Annotated in this window: 10 protein-coding genes and 1 pseudogene; 6 read left to right on the forward strand and 5 right to left on the reverse strand. The window is 68.2% G+C overall.

Annotation, left to right across the window (positions count from 1 at the left end):
* Positions 1–33: 33 nt before the first annotated feature.
* The 3 genes from ACVWZ8_RS09240 to ACVWZ8_RS09250 form a co-directional block, all read right to left on the reverse strand.
* Positions 34–2,049 carry an acyl-CoA dehydrogenase family protein gene (locus ACVWZ8_RS09240; RefSeq protein WP_426979611.1) on the reverse strand — a complete coding sequence of 672 codons (2,016 nt, stop codon included), beginning with the start codon at positions 2,047–2,049 and terminating at the stop codon, positions 34–36.
* A gap of 63 nt (positions 2,050–2,112) precedes the next feature.
* Positions 2,113–2,439 carry a hypothetical protein gene (locus ACVWZ8_RS09245; RefSeq protein WP_426979610.1) on the reverse strand — a complete coding sequence of 109 codons (327 nt, stop codon included), beginning with the start codon at positions 2,437–2,439 and terminating at the stop codon, positions 2,113–2,115.
* A 185-nt stretch (positions 2,440–2,624) separates the two neighbouring features.
* A complete protein-coding gene (locus ACVWZ8_RS09250; RefSeq protein ID WP_456504459.1) occupies positions 2,625–3,005 on the reverse strand; it encodes a PepSY domain-containing protein in 381 nt (126 codons plus the stop codon).
* A gap of 153 nt (positions 3,006–3,158) precedes the next feature.
* Between ACVWZ8_RS09250 and ACVWZ8_RS09255 the strand changes: the two genes are divergently transcribed.
* The 3 genes and pseudogenes from ACVWZ8_RS09255 to ACVWZ8_RS09265 all read left to right on the forward strand — a co-directional run bounded on the left by ACVWZ8_RS09255 (position 3,159) and on the right by ACVWZ8_RS09265 (position 9,057).
* A complete protein-coding gene (locus tag ACVWZ8_RS09255) occupies positions 3,159–4,631 on the forward strand; it encodes a DUF3375 family protein (RefSeq protein ID WP_456504460.1) in 1,473 nt (490 codons plus the stop codon).
* 2 nt (positions 4,632–4,633) lie between these two features.
* Positions 4,634–5,407, forward strand: a pseudogene (locus ACVWZ8_RS09260) (DUF4194 domain-containing protein); the annotation flags it as partial.
* A gap of 194 nt (positions 5,408–5,601) precedes the next feature.
* Positions 5,602–9,057, forward strand: a complete 3,456-nt coding sequence (locus ACVWZ8_RS09265) for an ATP-binding protein (protein WP_456504461.1) — start codon at positions 5,602–5,604, stop codon at positions 9,055–9,057.
* Between the two features lie 85 nt (positions 9,058–9,142).
* On the opposite strand, the gene ACVWZ8_RS09270 is transcribed toward ACVWZ8_RS09265, so the two are convergent.
* Positions 9,143–9,691 carry a TetR/AcrR family transcriptional regulator gene (locus ACVWZ8_RS09270; protein WP_426979605.1) on the reverse strand — a complete coding sequence of 183 codons (549 nt, stop codon included), beginning with the start codon at positions 9,689–9,691 and terminating at the stop codon, positions 9,143–9,145.
* The gene (locus ACVWZ8_RS09275) at positions 9,688–11,640 is read right to left on the reverse strand and encodes an MFS transporter (protein WP_426979604.1); all 1,953 of its coding nucleotides are present in this window, start codon (positions 11,638–11,640) and stop codon (positions 9,688–9,690) included. The genes ACVWZ8_RS09270 and ACVWZ8_RS09275 overlap by 4 nt, the downstream gene beginning before the upstream one ends.
* A 241-nt stretch (positions 11,641–11,881) precedes the next feature.
* Between ACVWZ8_RS09275 and ACVWZ8_RS09280 the strand changes: the two genes are divergently transcribed.
* The 3 genes from ACVWZ8_RS09280 to ACVWZ8_RS09290 all read left to right on the forward strand — a co-directional run bounded on the left by ACVWZ8_RS09280 (position 11,882) and on the right by ACVWZ8_RS09290 (position 15,310).
* Positions 11,882–13,018 (forward strand): iron-siderophore ABC transporter substrate-binding protein, encoded by a 1,137-nt coding sequence (locus tag ACVWZ8_RS09280; protein WP_456504462.1) that lies wholly within the window; start codon positions 11,882–11,884, stop codon positions 13,016–13,018.
* 115 nt (positions 13,019–13,133) lie between these two features.
* A complete protein-coding gene (locus ACVWZ8_RS09285) occupies positions 13,134–14,165 on the forward strand; it encodes a FecCD family ABC transporter permease (protein ID WP_456505926.1) in 1,032 nt (343 codons plus the stop codon).
* A 74-nt stretch (positions 14,166–14,239) separates the two neighbouring features.
* Positions 14,240–15,310 carry a FecCD family ABC transporter permease gene (locus ACVWZ8_RS09290; RefSeq protein WP_426979759.1) on the forward strand — a complete coding sequence of 357 codons (1,071 nt, stop codon included), beginning with the start codon at positions 14,240–14,242 and terminating at the stop codon, positions 15,308–15,310.
* Position 15,311: the final 1 nt, after the last annotated feature.

Genomic DNA, 15,311 nt, shown 5'->3' on the forward strand with positions numbered 1-15,311 from the left:
ACTGTGGTGGCAGCGGGGCGTCCGAAGCCCGGTTCAGCGGTAGTTCCGGTGCAGGTTCTCCTTCACCGAGGCCCGCGGGCTGGCGTCGGCAATCCACGGTCCGGTGCCCTCGGACTGGTCCAGCACGCCGGCCTCAAGCCACACGTAGTCGCCGTCCAGCACCTTGCGGGAAAGCACGTGGTCGCCGTCGTCCGTGTTCCTCCACAGCTGGTCGAAGTATTCGTCCACCCGGACACGGGCCTGCTCGCAGTACGCCTCGGCGAGCTCGAAAGCTGACGCGCCCCGCTCCGGCGCGGTACGCAGCAGCATCTCCGCGCGCGCGCAGCAGGCAGCCATCGCGAACAGCTCGGCCCCGATATCCACGATCCGGCCCAGGAACGCCTGCTTGTGCTCAAGCTTGGCCTGCCAGCGGCCCATCCCGTAGAAGGTCTGGCGGGCCAGCCGACGGGAGGACCGCTCAACGAAGCGCAGCTGCTTCGCAAGCCGGCCGAAGTCGCTGTAGGAACGCGGGTCCATCCCGGCGCCGGCGACGAGCTTGGGCAGCCACTTGGCGTAGAAACCGGAAGCCCCGACTGCGGCCTTCGCCTTGTCCGACAGGCTGGCATCCTCCGAGGCGAGGTCCCCCGCCGCCGCCAGATGCGCGTCCACGGCCTCCCGTGCGATCAGCAGTTTCATGATTTCCGAGGACCCCTCAAAGATCCGGTTGATCCGGAGGTCACGCAGCTGCTGTTCGGCCGGCACGGCGCGCTCGCCGCGGGCCTCAAGTGAGTCCGCCGTCTCGAAACCGCGGCCGCCGCGGATCTGGACCAGCTCGTCGGCGATCCGGCAGCTGATCTCCGTGGACCACAGCTTGGCGAGGGCCGCCTCGATCCGGACGTCCTTCTGTCCGGCGTCGGCCAGCTCGGCAGTCAGCTCGAACACGGCGTCCAGGGCGAAGGCGCTGGCGGCGATGAAGGCGATTTTCTTGCCCACGGCCTCATGCTTGCCTACCGGCCGGCCCCACTGGGTGCGGGCATTGGACCATTCGCGGGCTATCTTCAGGCTCCACCGCCCGGAGGCTACGCAGAGCGCAGGAAGAGCGAGCCTGCCGGTATTCAAGGTGGTGAGCGCGATCTTCAGGCCCTGGCCCTCCTGCCCCAGCCGGTTGGCCGCCGGCACTCTGACCTGGTGGAAGCGGGTCACGCCGTTTTCGATGCCGCGCAGCCCCATGAAGGCGTTGCGGTTTTCCACTGTGATGCCGGGCGAGTCCATCTCCACCACGAAGGCGCTGATCCCGCCCTTGTGGACCGTGCCGTCAGCATCGGTGCGGGCCGGGACGAGCGCCATGACGACGACGAGTTCGGCAATCACTCCGTTGGTGGTCCAGAGCTTCACGCCGTCCAGGACATACGACTCCCCGTCATCCGAGGGGACGGCGGTGCTGCCCATCCGGGCCGGGTCGCTGCCGACGTCGGGCTCGGTGAGGAGGAACGCGGTGATGGCGCCGGCGGCACAGCGGGGCAGGTACTCCTGCTTCTGTTCCGGGGTGCCGAATACCTTGACCGGTTCGGGGACGCCGATGGACTGGTGGGCTGAGAGCAGGGCGCCCAGGCTGGGATGGACCGAGCCCAGCAGGGCCAGCGCCCGGCCGTAGTAGACGAGGGAGAGGCCCAGACCGCCGTAGTCGCGGGGGATCTTCATCCCGAAAACGCCCAGCTCCGCGAGGCCCCTGAGGTACTCGTCCGGGATCAGCGCGTGGCGCTCGATGGTGCGCCCGGACATCGTCCGGCAGTAGGCGGTCAGGCGGGCCATGAACGCTTCGCCGCGTTCGACGTCGTCCGCGGGGGCTTCCGGCCACGGGTGGATCAGGCTCAGGTCGAAGCTGCCGAGATACAGCCCCTTGGCGAAACTGGGCCTGTCCCAGCTCGTCTCGCGGGCTGCCTCGGTGATGGCCCGCGCATCGGCCTCCGTGGCCTCCGGGCCGATGGCGCCCGGCGGGACCGGGCCGTCCGCCGCGGGACCGTCGGTTGAGGGATTTTCAGTGGCTGGATTTTCGACGGCGGAGCTCATCGGGCATCTCCTCTAACCGGGTGACCGGCTTGAGCGCTGGATCCGCCGTGGGTGGAGGACCCTTCAGCTGTCCCGCAATACTACCCGCGGGTAAGTGCCCGTGCTAGGGGCCGGCTGGCCCATAAAGTCAGTCGCGAAGTCACCGGCGAGATCACCGGGCAGCTCCACCGTGGAGGCGTGGTGGACCAGCCGGTCCCACGCGTGGTTGAGGCCGTGGACCAGTCCCAGCAGGATATTTGCCGCGACCAGCCAGGCGAGGCGTCCGACGCCCACCAGTACCAGGGCGGTGAAGGCCGCCGTCATCATGAAGAGTGTGATCACCAGGGCAAAAACGAGAGTCCCGATGAACACCATGGTTCCCGTTTCCACTGCGCTTAGGTCGAACTGCATTCTTCCTCCTGCACCATCGCTTCGGCTGAATCAGTACGCTGAGCGTAGGGTGCAGGAGACGCGGTCAACCAGAGTCCTCGGGGCGAGCCGGGACTCTTGATATGGGATCGAAATGCTACCGGGGCGTAGGTCACGGAGCGGTTGCGGAAGCCTCACGGCCCGTGACTTGTGGCCCGCGGAACCGGTCAGTCGTCGTCGGCTTCGGGGGCGCTTTGGTTCAGGACCTGGAAATCCGCACCGACCTGGACTTCGACCTCGGAACCGTTGTCCAGGCGCACCTCCACCTCGTAGGCAGAGCCGCCCTCGTTTTCGCGTTCCACTTCGCTCACCCGGCCCTGGCCGACCTTGGCGAGTGCGGCGTTCGCGGCCTTGTCCCAGTCGGCAGCGCTCAGCGCTGGACCGTTGTCCGAATCGTCGTCCCGCTCGGGGCCGATGAGGTTCTGCACGCGGATCGAACTGCCCGCAGGGCCGGCCGGCGTGCTAGCTGCCGCGACCGCCACCGTCGCCCCGCCCAGCACCACGGCGGCCGCCGCCACCCCGGTGATCAGCAACGTTTTCTTACGCATGACTGTCTCCTCTCATGTGGTGTAAATAGTGTGCTCCTGAACCGGACAGCAGACAACGATGAATGCAAAGCGAAGGCCTGCGTTAACCTTGTAGCTGGCAGTTTTTCGTATCCGCTGCCCACCAAGACCCCTAAGGCAGCTGAAGGAGAATGCGTGTCCCGCTCCGCCGTGTCCTCGGCCGACGCCATCAGCGCCCGCCTCCGGGACCTCGAACTGCTCACCAAGGGACCGGCCTGGGCACTCACCCGCTCCGCACCATGGGTGATCGCCGTGCTGCAGGCCTCCTTCACCCGCACCCGGCCGCAGCTCCCGCTGGAGCAGTTCCACGCCGACGTCGACGCCTTCCTTGAGCAACTCCGCCGCCAGGCTCCCGGTACGGGAGATCAACAGAGCGGCAGCTCCAACGGTGCGCCCTCCGGAAAAAAATATGCTGATGAGTGGACCCGGAAGAACTTCCTGACCCGGCGCAACCAGTCCGGCCAGATCGTCTACGAGGTCACCGAACCCGCGGCCCGCGTCCTCGCGTTCCTGGACAGCCTCTCCAGCGAACGCTCCACCCTGAACGGTTCCCGGCTCGGGACGCTGCTGGGCGACGTCGAAAAGCTCGCCAATGAGACGAATCCGGACCAGAGCGCGCGGCTGGAGTCCCTCGAGGAGGAGATCGGCGAACGCCGCCAGCTGATCGAGGACATCAGCTCCGGCGACTTCGACGGCCTGCTCGACGACGACGAGGCCGTGGAGGCCGCGGGCAACATCCTGGACCTCGCCGCCAGCCTGCCCGCCGACTACAAGAAGATGCGTGACCGGATCGAGGAGCTGGTGGGGGAGCTCCGCAACCAGATCATCGAGGAGTCGCTCAGCAAGGGCGCCACGATGGCCCAGGTGCTGGAAGCGGACAAACGGCTCCGGCAGAGTCCCGAGGGCAGGACGTTCCGCTCCTTCACGGCGTTCCTGGAGGATCCCCAGCAGCAGTTGCGCTTCCGTTTCGCGATCGGCGAGGTGCTCAGCCGGCAGTTCGCCGATGATCTCAGCCACGAGGAACGCGAGACCCTGAAGAACCTCGTGGCGGAACTCCGCACCCAGCACAGCCAGATCCAGCGGATTTACGGCAAGCTCAGCGAGAGCCTCAACACCTACGTCCAGAGCGACGATTTCCGCCAGTCGGTCCGGCTCCGGAAGGTGCTCCGTGAGGCCGAGCAGGCCATCCGCACCCTGCCGTACGAGCGCGAACGTCCCGGACTGGTCCGTGGCCCGGTGCTGTTCAACGCCGGTTTCGAGTCCCTGTCCATGGTCAAGCTCTTTGACCCGGACGAGTTCGCCGCGCCGCCGAAGCTTGCCGATCCCATCGCGTTCAGCGACTCGGACCGGGTGCGCTCGCCGCGGACGGGCAAGGCGAAACCCCAGGCCATCCGGGCCGCCGTCGCGGGGGCGTCAACGCTGGCGGAGGCCTGGTCCCAGCTGCCGGCCGGGGAACAGCACATCAACTCCATCCGCGCCCTGCTTTCCCACGCCCTCCACGAGGGCGCCGGCTTCGACCGCGGAGCCTGGAACACCCTCGACTTCGAACAGATCGACGGCTCCACGCGCACCGCGTACCTGCCAGTGGTCACGCTCAAGAAGGATTGAAGATGACTGAACTTTCCCAAGAAGCACATGGTGCGGAGCCTGCCCAGCACGTCCACGCCGACCCGTTCACGGTCACCCCGCGGGACACCTTCGTGGACGGCGCCGCGCTCTTCCCGGGGGACACCGGCGTGCTCCCGATGAAGGTCCGCCAGGCCCTCGTGAAACTCCTCAAAGGCCCGTACATCGACGGCGGCCGGGACGAAAAGCTGTGGACCACGCTGCTGGACAACCAGCTGATCCTGCGCAGCCGCCTGTCCGAGCTCTTCCTGACCCTGCAGTTGGACCACGAACGCAAGGTGGCAGTCCTGCGGCCCGTGGACCCCGAGGCGATCGGCGGCAGCACCCGCTCCAGCATCCTGCGCCAGCAGCGCGCCCTCAGCCGGGTGGAAACCATCGTCCTGCTGCGCCTGCGCCTGCTCCTGGACCGCCACGTCACAGCCCAGACCGACCCCACGATCACGCGCGAGGAAATCGCCGAGCTCGTGGCCCACTACCAGCCCTCCGGCCAGCAGGACGCGCTGCGCGATTCCGACGTCGTCAACCGCGCCGTCACCAAGCTCCTGGCCCGCCAGCTCCTCCTCACCACCGGCCTGGACGAGGTCTACACCATCTCCAACGCCCTCCCGCTGGCCCTCCCCTTCGAAAACATCGGCGACATCCCCGCCCAAATCGAAGCCCTGATGGCCGCCGCCACCGACCCGTCAGGCACAGAGCCGCTGTTGGAGCTCGACGGCGACACCACCGGGAACGCGGACGACACTGACGACGACGGTGATGGTGACCTTAACGGTGATGGTGACCTTAACAACGACGAAGCAGCCGATGCCGCCCAGGGAGTGGCATCGGGCCTGTCGGAGCCGGCAGCATCGTCCGAAGGACGGTTGCTGTCCGGCGAAGGGGCGGGGGCGGCATCGGCTGCGGAGTCAAAGGCAACCACGACCGACGCAACCACCGAAGCGGAGGCAGCCAAGTGAGCATCGCAACCATGCTGCCGATGGGCGAGCTCACCAACCCCGGCCAGATGCGCCTGGCACTCGTGCAGGTGGTCAACTGGGGCACATTCCACGGCGCCCACACCATGCACGTGGACCGCAACGGCACCCTGCTGACCGGCAATTCCGGCGTCGGCAAGTCCACGCTTTTCGACGCGATGCTGCGGGTCTTCGACGCCCGGCCGCGCTCCAACGAGGCCGCGGCCCAGCGCGCCGGCGGCGCGGTCGAGGACAAGCGGACCACGTTCACCTACATGCGCGGCAAGGTGGGCGACAAGGCCGTCGGCGAGGGTTCGGCGAGTGCCTTCCAGCGCCCCGGCGCCACCTGGTCCGCCGTCGCGCTGACGTTCGATAACGCCGCCGGAACGAAAGTGACGGTGTCGGCGCTGTTTGACCTGCCCAAGAACGGCACGGAGTCCAGCGTCGGGCGTTTTTACATGATCGACAACACGCCGCTGGACCTGGCCGCGATCGAGGGCATTGCCGGGAAGCGCTTCACGAAGGCGGCCCTGGACGCCATCTTCCCGGACGCCCAGATCTTCGACGTCCACAAGGCGTTCGCCGAGCGCTTCCGGCGCCTGCTGGGCATCAACTCGGACCAGGCACTCCCGCTGCTCCGCGTGATTCAGGCCGGCAAGGGCCTGGGCGGCAGCGTCAACACCTTCTTCCGCGACCAGGTGCTGGATGCCCCGGCCACGCTGGCGGCGGCGGACGACGTCGTCGAGGAATTCAGCAACCTGATGTCCATCCGGCAGCGCCTCGAGGATGTCCGGCAGCAGCGCGACCAGCTGGCACCGGTCCCGGGCCTGAACAAGGAATACGCCCAGTCCCTGCTCGACGCGAACCGGCTCCGGGACCTCGCCGGGGAGGAATTCGAGGCCTACAAGCAGCAGCTGGCCGTCACGGTGCACGAGGCAACGCTTGCCCGGTTCAAGGACCTCGCGCAGGCGAAGGCCAAGGAGCTCGGCGCCGAACGCGGGGTCCGCGACGGCCTGGCCAAGGAGCTGCGCCAGCTCGAGGCGGACTACAACAACCAGGGCGGCAACGCGATCTCGGCGATCGAGCAGTCGCTTGAGAACGCCCGGGTGGGGCTCAAGCTCCGCCAGCAAGTGGAGGAATCGGCCCGCAAGGCGCTGTCCGACGCCGGACTGGAACTTCAGTGGACGGCGGCCGGCTGGGAGCAGGCCCACGAGCACGCGGCCGCACGCTCGGCCGAGCTGAAGGACGACTCGGAGGCGCTCAAGGAGCTGCGCTTCGAGGCCTTCGACGGCCACGCCACCAGGAAACGCGAACTCGCCGCGGCCCAGCAGGAGCTCGTCTCGCTGAAGACGCGCAAGTCCCTGCTGCCGCCGTCGAGCATCGAAAACCGGAGCGCCATCGCGGCCGCCACCGGCATTCCCGAGGAGCGGATGCCATTCGGCGGCGAGCTGATCGACCTCGCCGACGGGCAGGAACAGTGGCGGCCGGCTGCCGAGCGCGCGCTGCGGAACCTCGCCACCACGCTTCTGGTCCCGGGCGAGCACTTCGCCGCCGTCACCCGCTACCTCAACGACAACACCGTCCGGGGCGCACTTCGCGCCGTGGATGTCTCCAAGCCGCTCGCCGGCGGGGCGCTGGCCCTGGAGAACGCGGCCGACGGCGACCTGCTGGGGAAGCTGGACATCCTCACCGCCGGACCGGCCGGGGAAGCCGGCGAGTGGATCCGCGAACGGATCGCCCTCGACTTTGCCTACCCCTGCGTCGAGGACCCTGACGAGCTCGCCCGGCTGGACAAGGGCCTGAGCCTGGGCGGGGTGGTCAAGCGCAACCGCCACACCGTGGAAAAGGACGACCGCTTCACCGGCCGGCAGGACTACGTCCTCGGCTTCGACAACGCCTCCAAGCTGGAGCTCGTCGCAGCCCAGGTCGAGGACCTCCAGCAGGAGCTCGCCAAGGCCGCCGAACTGGCGCGGAGCCGGGAAGAATCGCACCAGGGCATGACCCGGCAGCTCGACGCGCTGCGCCGGATTGCCGAAGACCACCGCCCGTGGGAGCAGGTCTCGGCGGCCGTCGCCGGCGCTGAGCTCGCGAAAATCGAGCAGCGGCTCAAGGACGCCCTCGCTGCGCAGGCGGACCTCGAACCGCTGCGTGCCAACATCGAGGCAGCACGGCAGAAGCACCAGTCCAGTACAGAGGCCGCGGCCGTCCTGCAGAGCGAATACAAGGCGCTGGACCAGCAGCTGACGGCGGCTGACTCGCTGCTGGACGCGGCGCGCACGCGCGTGGCGCAGTCGCCGCCGTCGGACGCCACCGCCGTCGCGCTGGAACCGTACTTCGCTGGGTTCGGCGACGTCGTGGAGATCCACGAGCTGGACAACCTGGCCAACCAGGTCCGGACCAGGCTGCTCGCCGAACTGCACGCGGCCGAATCCCGCGGGCAGGCCACCTCGGAGCGGCTCACCCGCATCTTCGAGGGATTCGTGCGCGAATGGGGCACGGCCATCTCCGCGGACCACGGCACCTCGATCGGGGCCGCGGGAGAGTTCGAGGGCCGCTACCACGCCATTGTCAGCGACGGCCTGCCCGCGCAGGAGGCCGAGTTCCGGCAGTTCTTCAACCAGCGCACCCACGAATCCTTCAGCACGCTGCTGCACCTGCTGGACGAGGAGCGCCGGTCCATCACCAGCCGCATCCTTCCGCTGAACGGCATCCTGTCCGGGGTGAACTTCCACGAGGGCAGCTTCCTGGAACTTGACATCAAGCAGACCCTGCCGGCCACGGCCAGGCAGTTCAAGGACGCCATCCAGAACGCGCTCAAGGTCCGGCACGCGCGGCCGGTGAGGGGCGCCGGGACGTCGCCCGGCTCGGAGACGGACGACGACGCCGAGCTCACCAACCGGTACAAGTCGCTCGAAACACTCGTGAAGCGGCTCGGTTCGCAGACCCCGGAGGACCGGCGCTGGCGGGCCGAGGTGCTTGATGTGCGCGGTCACCTGTTCATCCAGTGCAAGGAGCACCGGGAAGTGCAGGGCCCGCGCGGCGGCAAACGAACAGATGTGTTTATGCACGCGGACACCGGCTCCATGTCCGGCGGCGAGCGGCAGCGCTTCACCGCGTTCATCATGGCCGCGGCCCTCAGCTACCAGCTGGGGATCGCCGAGCAGGGGTTCACAACGTACGGGACCGTGATGATGGACGAGGCCTTCGTGCTGGCGTCGGAGGAATTCGCCGGCGCCGGCATCAAGGCGCTGCACGAGTTCGGCTTCCAGCTGCTCCTGGCCGCCCCGGAGAACGTGATCGACCTTTCCCGGCACCTCGGATCGGTCACCGAGATCCTGCGGGACAAGCGGACCAACCGTTCCGGTGTGCTCACGGCTCCGGTGATCGGGCCGCGCCCGGGCGGCGAGGGTCTATGGCGATCCGAGGCCAATCCCGTGGACATCGTGCTCCGGTGACCACCCCGGACGGTCCCTCACCTGATGTGAGGAGGCGTCGGCGTTTGGGTTGCGGGAGCTGAGGGGGAGCCGAATCCAGGGGCGGTCAGGGCCGTGCGGCCTGGCACGCGTCGATCTGGGCCTGGACGATCGCCCCGTAGTACGCCACGAGCTCGTCGAAGTCCCAGCCGTCGAACAGCCCGAGCGCCCGGACGGTTTCGCCGAATCCCGTCATCAGGGCGATCACTGTCGAGGCGAACCTGCGGTCCGGCGTTGAGTCCCCGACCAGGCCCGCAATGCTGGCCAGGTACCGTTCGCGCGTTTCTCCCCGGGCGGCGTCGGGATCCGGTGAGTCCTGGATGGTGAACGGAATCATGGCCCAGGGCTCCTGCATCCCGCGTTCCCGCCGCATCAGGACACGGAACACCAGGGCGCTGCCGAGTTCCGACGCCGGGACGTCCAGGTCCGTCAGCAGCGATTCGTCCGGCTGCGCGGCGGCGAACAGCTTGTCCTTCGAGACGAACAGCTTCATCACCAGGGCGGCAGACACTCCGGCGTCGGCGGCAATGTCACGCACCGTCACGGCACGGTATCCGCGCTCGCCGAAGAGCCGGCCGGCGGCGTCGAGGATGGCGGCATGGCTCGGGCTGCTCACGCGTGCACCGGCTCCGCGCGGAGGGGGTCGGCGTCGAGATCGGCCGCAAGGGAGCGGTTATCGACGGCGAGCTTGCGGGCCGCGGCTTGATGTGTCACGGGATGAAGCATAGTCACGATGTAGCGCCCCGCCACGGGAAGGGGCAACACATACCTGCCCGCCGCGTCGGCAAGCGTGGTGGCGAGGTGTTCGCCGGTGGCCTGGAGCAGGGTGACCACCGCGCCGGGGACCGGTGTCCCCCCGACGCTGGCCACGCCGTCGAGCTCCAGCCGGTTGTCCAGGTGGAAGTTCTGCTGAAGAGTACGGCCGTCGAAGTCGAACACTTCCGCCATGGGCGCCCAGCCGGCGGCGTTGGCCACCATCAGATACTTGCCCGCGCCGGGCAGCGCCACCGAGTAGTTGCCGTCACTGTCCACCCTGCTCCAGTCCACCGGCTCGCCCGTGGTCTGCAGCACAGTCACGACGGCGGGAGTCGCGGGGCGGTGTGCCGCCGTCAGGACGCGGCCCTGGACCACGAGTTCATGCGCGGCCGTGGCCGGGGCTGCGGCTTTGGGGGTGGCCGCGGCGCGGGGAATAAAGACGGCCGCGGCGATGGATGCCGTCGAGGCCAGGGCCGCCATCCAGAACACGTCCCTGAACGCTTCGAAGGACGGAAGGCGGACAGCTCCAGCAGTCAGCGTCACTGACGTGAGGACGGCGGCGACGGCGGCACTCGACGTCGAGGTTCCAATGGAGCGCACGAGGCTGTTGAGCCCGTTGGCCGACGCCGTTTCCGTGATCGGTACGGCTCCCATAATCAGCGTGGGCATTGCGGCGTACGCAATGGCTGTGCCGATGCTGACGACGGTGGAGCCGATGATTACGGAGACGACTGAGTCCCAGAAGAAGACGCGCCCCACGTATCCCGCGATCATGACGGCGGCACCGGCGATGAGGGCTGTTTGTCCGCCGAAGCGTCTGATGATGCCGCCTGAGACCGGTGCGAATAGCACCATGGCCAGCCCGGACGGGACCATGCAGAGGCCCGCGGTGACGACGCTCAGCTGGAACCCGTAGCCGGTGGAGGCAGGCAGTTGGAGTTGCTGGGTGGTGAGGAGCATATTGGCGAACATGGCAAAGCCGATCAGCAGCGAGGCCAGGTTGGTGAGGAGCACGGGGCGGCGGGCGGATGTGCGCAGGTCCACCATCGGCTGGCCGATCTTGAGTTCATAGGGAACCCACGCCGCGAGGAGCAATGCGGCGGCACAGAACAGCAGCAGCACAGGCTCCGATCCCCAGCCCCACGAGCCTCCCTTGGAAATGGCCAGGAGCAGTGACGCCAGGGCGGCCGAGAGCACCACCGCGCCGAGGTAGTCGAACCGGCCCGGCGTACGCACGCGGGACTCCGGCACCACCAGCACCACGGCCAGGAGCAGCAGGGCGCCCGCGCCGGCGGACACCCAGAAGATCGATTCCCAGCCGAGGCTTTCGTACAGCAGCCCGGCCAGCGGCAGGCCCATGGCGCTGCCGATCCCCAGTGTGGCGCTCATCAGTGCCACGGCCGATCCCATTTTTTCCTTCGGCAGCTCGTCACGCATGATGCTGATGCCAACGGGGATCAGGGCCGCTGAGAAGCCCTGCAGGGCCCGTCCGATGATCAGCCACAGGAAGGAGCCGCCCACCGCGGCGATGACGGAGCCGGCCACCATGATGGCAAGGCACACCACCATCATTTTCCGTTTGCCGTACATGTCGGCACTGCGGGAAACGATCGGTGTGGCCACCGCGCTGGACAGCAGGGTAGCGGTGACCAGCCATGAGGCGTCGTCGGAGGTGACGTCGAGGATCCGGGGGAAGTCCGGCAGCAGCGGCACGACGAGAGTCTGCATCAGGGCGACAAGGGTTCCGCTGAGGGCCAGCACGGCGGTGATGGCTCCCGGGGACAGGGATCGGGTGCTGTTTTGTGTCATGGGCGGGAGCCTCCTGCTGCGCGACGGCGGTTCCGGGGTGGTGAACGCTCGTTTACTCCTTCGAGTGAACCATCGTTCACCCCCTGAAATCAACACCTGGCGCTGTGTGGCTGCCCACTGCTGGGGCCGGGAATCCCCTTCGGGAGTGCGATGGAGACAATTACGTTACGCTAACCTTGCTTAATTAGCCGTAGGATAGGCTAGCCTTACTTAGGTTTGCATCACTCACCTAAGGAGTTCCGTGACTTCCCTCCTCTTCTCCGGCCCGGGCGCAGGCCGCCGCGGCCTGACCGCCGGCCCGTCCCGCCGCGCCCTGCTCAAGACAGCCGGCAAGGCAACGGCCGTCCTCGCCGCAGCCGCACTCTCCCTGACCGCCTGCTCCACGGGCCCCGCCGGCTCCGCCTCCGCGGGCTCCTCGGCCGCCAGCACGTCATCCAGCTCGCAGTTCCCGGTCACCGTCAAGCACGTCTTCGGTGAGACCACCATCAAGGAACAGCCCAAGCGCGTTGTCACTGTTTCCTGGGTCAACGACGACGTCGCCATCGCCCTCGGAGTGGTTCCCGTGGGCGTCCCCAAGAATGAATGGGGCGGCAACGACAAAGGTTCCACGCCGTGGAAGGACGCCGCGCTGGAAAAGCTCGGCGCCGGCTTCGGCACGGACAAGGCCCCGGTCCAGTTCTCCGAGGCTGACGGCATCAACTTCACCGAGATCGCCAAGCTGAACCCGGAGGTCATCCTGGGCGCCTACTCCGGCCTGACCGAAGAGGACTACAAGAAGCTCAGCGAAATCGCACCCGTCGTGGCGCACCCGGAGCTGGCCTACGGCACGCCCTGGCAGGAGTCCACCGCCATCATCGGTAAGGTCCTGGGCAAGGAAGCCGAAGCCGCCAAGCTGGTCTCCGACACCGAGGCCGCCATCAAGGACAGGGTCTCCAAATACCCGCAGATCGCCGGCAAATCCTTCATCTACGGCAACCTGGAACCGGACAAGAGCGACGGCGTCAACGTCTACACCGCAAACGACAACCGTCCGCGCTTCCTCACCGAAATCGGCATGAAGCTGGCGTCCGTTGTGGAGGACAACTCGAAGGGCTCCAAGGAATTTTTCATCCCGTGGTCCGCTGAAAAGGCCAACGAGCTCAACTCGGACGTCTTCGTCACCTGGGTCCCGGACGCGGCCACCACCGGGTCCATCAAGGCCGACCCGCTGCTCGGCCAGATCCCGGCCATCAAGAACGGCGCCCTGGTCGCCGACTCGGACAACACGCTGACCCTGTCCATCTCCGCTTCCTCGCCCCTGAGCCTGCCGTGGTCGCTGGACACGTTCCTGCCGCAGCTGGCGAACGCAGCGGATAACGTCACAGCCGCGGTGAAGTAAGTACGCTTCCATGACGAAAAGTACGACGACGGCGCCCGCCGGCAGTGCCCTCAGCGCACTTTCGGCCCGCCTCACCCCGCGCGAACGGGCACTTGAGGCCCTGAAAACGCCCGAAATGGGGCCGCAACTGCCCGTTCGCGCGCAGAAAAGGGAGGCCGGAAAGCAGGCCGCCTGGCTGCTGGCCGCCGTCGTCGTACTTGTCCTGGTCTGCGCAGCGTCGCTGACGGTCGGTGCCCGGGGGGTTCCCCTGGGCACTGTCTGGCAGGCGCTGACACAGTTCGACCCCGCCGACGGCAACCACGCCGTCATCCACGCGCGGATCCCGCGCACTGTCCTGGGCCTGTTGGCAGGCGGAGCCCTGGGTCTCGCGGGTGCCGCCATGCAGGGCGTCGCCCGCAACCCGCTCGCGGACCCCGGCATCATCGGCGTCAACGCCGGCGCCGCCCTGGCCGTGGTCACCGGGATCTACGTCTTCGGCGTCTCATCCCTGACCGGGTACATCTGGTTCGCGTTCATCGGCGCCGCGGCGGCCGCCGTCGTGGTGTATCTGATTGCGTCCATGGGCCGGGAAGGCGCGACGCCGGTCAAACTCGCCCTGGCGGGCGCGGCCCTGAGCGCCGGCCTGTATTCGCTGATGAACGTCATCCTGGTCTCCAGCCAGGACACCCTGGACCGGTTCCGGTTCTGGCAGGTCGGCGGGATCGCGGGCCGTGACTGGTCCGTCGTCCTGCCCGGGCTGCCGTTCCTCGCGCTTGGTGCGGTGGTTGTGCTTGGCACCGGCCGGATCCTGAACAGCCTTGCCCTCGGCGACGATATTGCCCGCGGCCTGGGCCAGCGCGTGGGGGTGGTCCGGGGCATCACCGCCCTGGGCGTGGTCCTGCTGTGCGGCTCGGCCACGGCGCTCGCGGGCCCCATCGGCTTCGTCGGCCTGGTGGTTCCGCACGCCGTCCGCTTCCTGGCCGGCCCGGACTACCGCTGGATCCTGCCACTGTCGATGATTCTTGCCCCGGCTCTGCTGCTGGCGGCCGACGTGGCCGGCCGCGTCATCCTGCTCCCCGGCGAGGTCCCGGCCGGGATCATGACGGCCCTCGTCGGTGCCCCGGTGTTCGTGTGGCTGGTCCGGCGCGGGAAGGGGGCCGGGCTGTGAGCACCCCCGACCTCTCCACCGCTGAGCGCGAGCGGGCACTTGAGGCCCCGAAATCCGCAGAAACCGGGCCCCTAGTGTCCGCTCGCGCCTCCCTGCCGGGGCCAGCCCTGCGCCGGACTCTGCCAGTCCGCACCGCCGCCCTGGCCCTCGCCGTGGTGGCCCTCTTTGCCGCGGGAGTGCTGCTGGGCAGCTACACCGTGACCGTTCCAGACTTCTTCAGGATTCTGGCGGCACACTTCACTGGCGGCCCGAAGATCCCTGGCGCCAGCTTCATCGTGATGGAAAACAAACTGCCGCGGGCCGTCATCGGAACCTTGATCGGCATTGCCTTCGGACTGTCCGGAGGCGTGTTCCAGACCATGCTGCGCAACCCGCTGGCGAGCCCCGACGTCATCGGCATCAGCTACGGGGCCAGCGCCGCCGCCGTCACCGCGATCGTCATCTTCGGGGCATCGGGCGCGGCCGTTTCCGGAGCCGCGCTCTGCGGGGCACTGGGGGTCGCGGCAGCAATCTACGGAATTTCCAGGAGCGGTTCCCTCGGATCCGGCGGCGGCAACCGCGGCAACGCCGCCGGCAGCCGCCTCATCCTGGCCGGCATCGGCATCGCCGCCGCGCTGAACGCCGTGGTCAATTTCCTCATGACCCGCACCGACATCCGCACCGCGGCCGAGGCCCTGATCTGGCTGAATGGTTCGCTCAACTCCGCCACGTGGGACCGTGCCGGCGTGCTGGGCCTCTCACTGCTGGTCCTGGTGCCCGCCGTCGTTGTCCTGGCCGGACCGCTCCGGATCCTGGAGCTCGGCGACGACGCCGCCGCAGGGCTCGGCATCCGCGTGGGTCCTGCCGGGCTCGGCCTGGTGGCCACCGCCGTCGCCCTCGCCTCAGTCGCCACCGCCGCGGCCGGCCCCGTGGCGTTCGTTGCCTTCCTGGCCGGTCCCATAGCGCGCCGCTTCACGCGGAAAGCCAGCCTCCCGGCGTCGGCCTTCGTCGGTGCCCTGATCGTCCTCGCGGCAGACTACTTCGCCGCGAACATTGCCCCGCTGCTGCTGGTCGGCACCGTCCTGCCGGTCGGTGTGGTCACGGGTGCGCTCGGCGCGCCCTTCCTGTTGTGGCTCCTCGTCACGTCCAACCGAAAGGATGCCTGAG

Source organism: Arthrobacter sp. UYCu723 (genome assembly GCF_054059215.1).

Bases quoted from the DNA above. Each gene is read 5' to 3' on its own strand.
- ACVWZ8_RS09285 (WP_456505926.1), top strand. From the start codon at position 13,134: ATGGGGCCGCAACTGCCCGTTCGCGCGCAGAAAAGGGAGGCCGGAAAG.
- ACVWZ8_RS09240 (WP_426979611.1), bottom strand. From the start codon at position 2,049: ATGAGCTCCGCCGTCGAAAATCCAGCCACTGAAAATCCCTCAACCGAC.
- ACVWZ8_RS09275 (WP_426979604.1), bottom strand. From the start codon at position 11,640: ATGACACAAAACAGCACCCGATCCCTGTCCCCGGGAGCCATCACCGCC.
- ACVWZ8_RS09245 (WP_426979610.1), bottom strand. From the start codon at position 2,439: ATGCAGTTCGACCTAAGCGCAGTGGAAACGGGAACCATGGTGTTCATC.
- ACVWZ8_RS09250 (WP_456504459.1), bottom strand. From the start codon at position 3,005: ATGCGTAAGAAAACGTTGCTGATCACCGGGGTGGCGGCGGCCGCCGTG.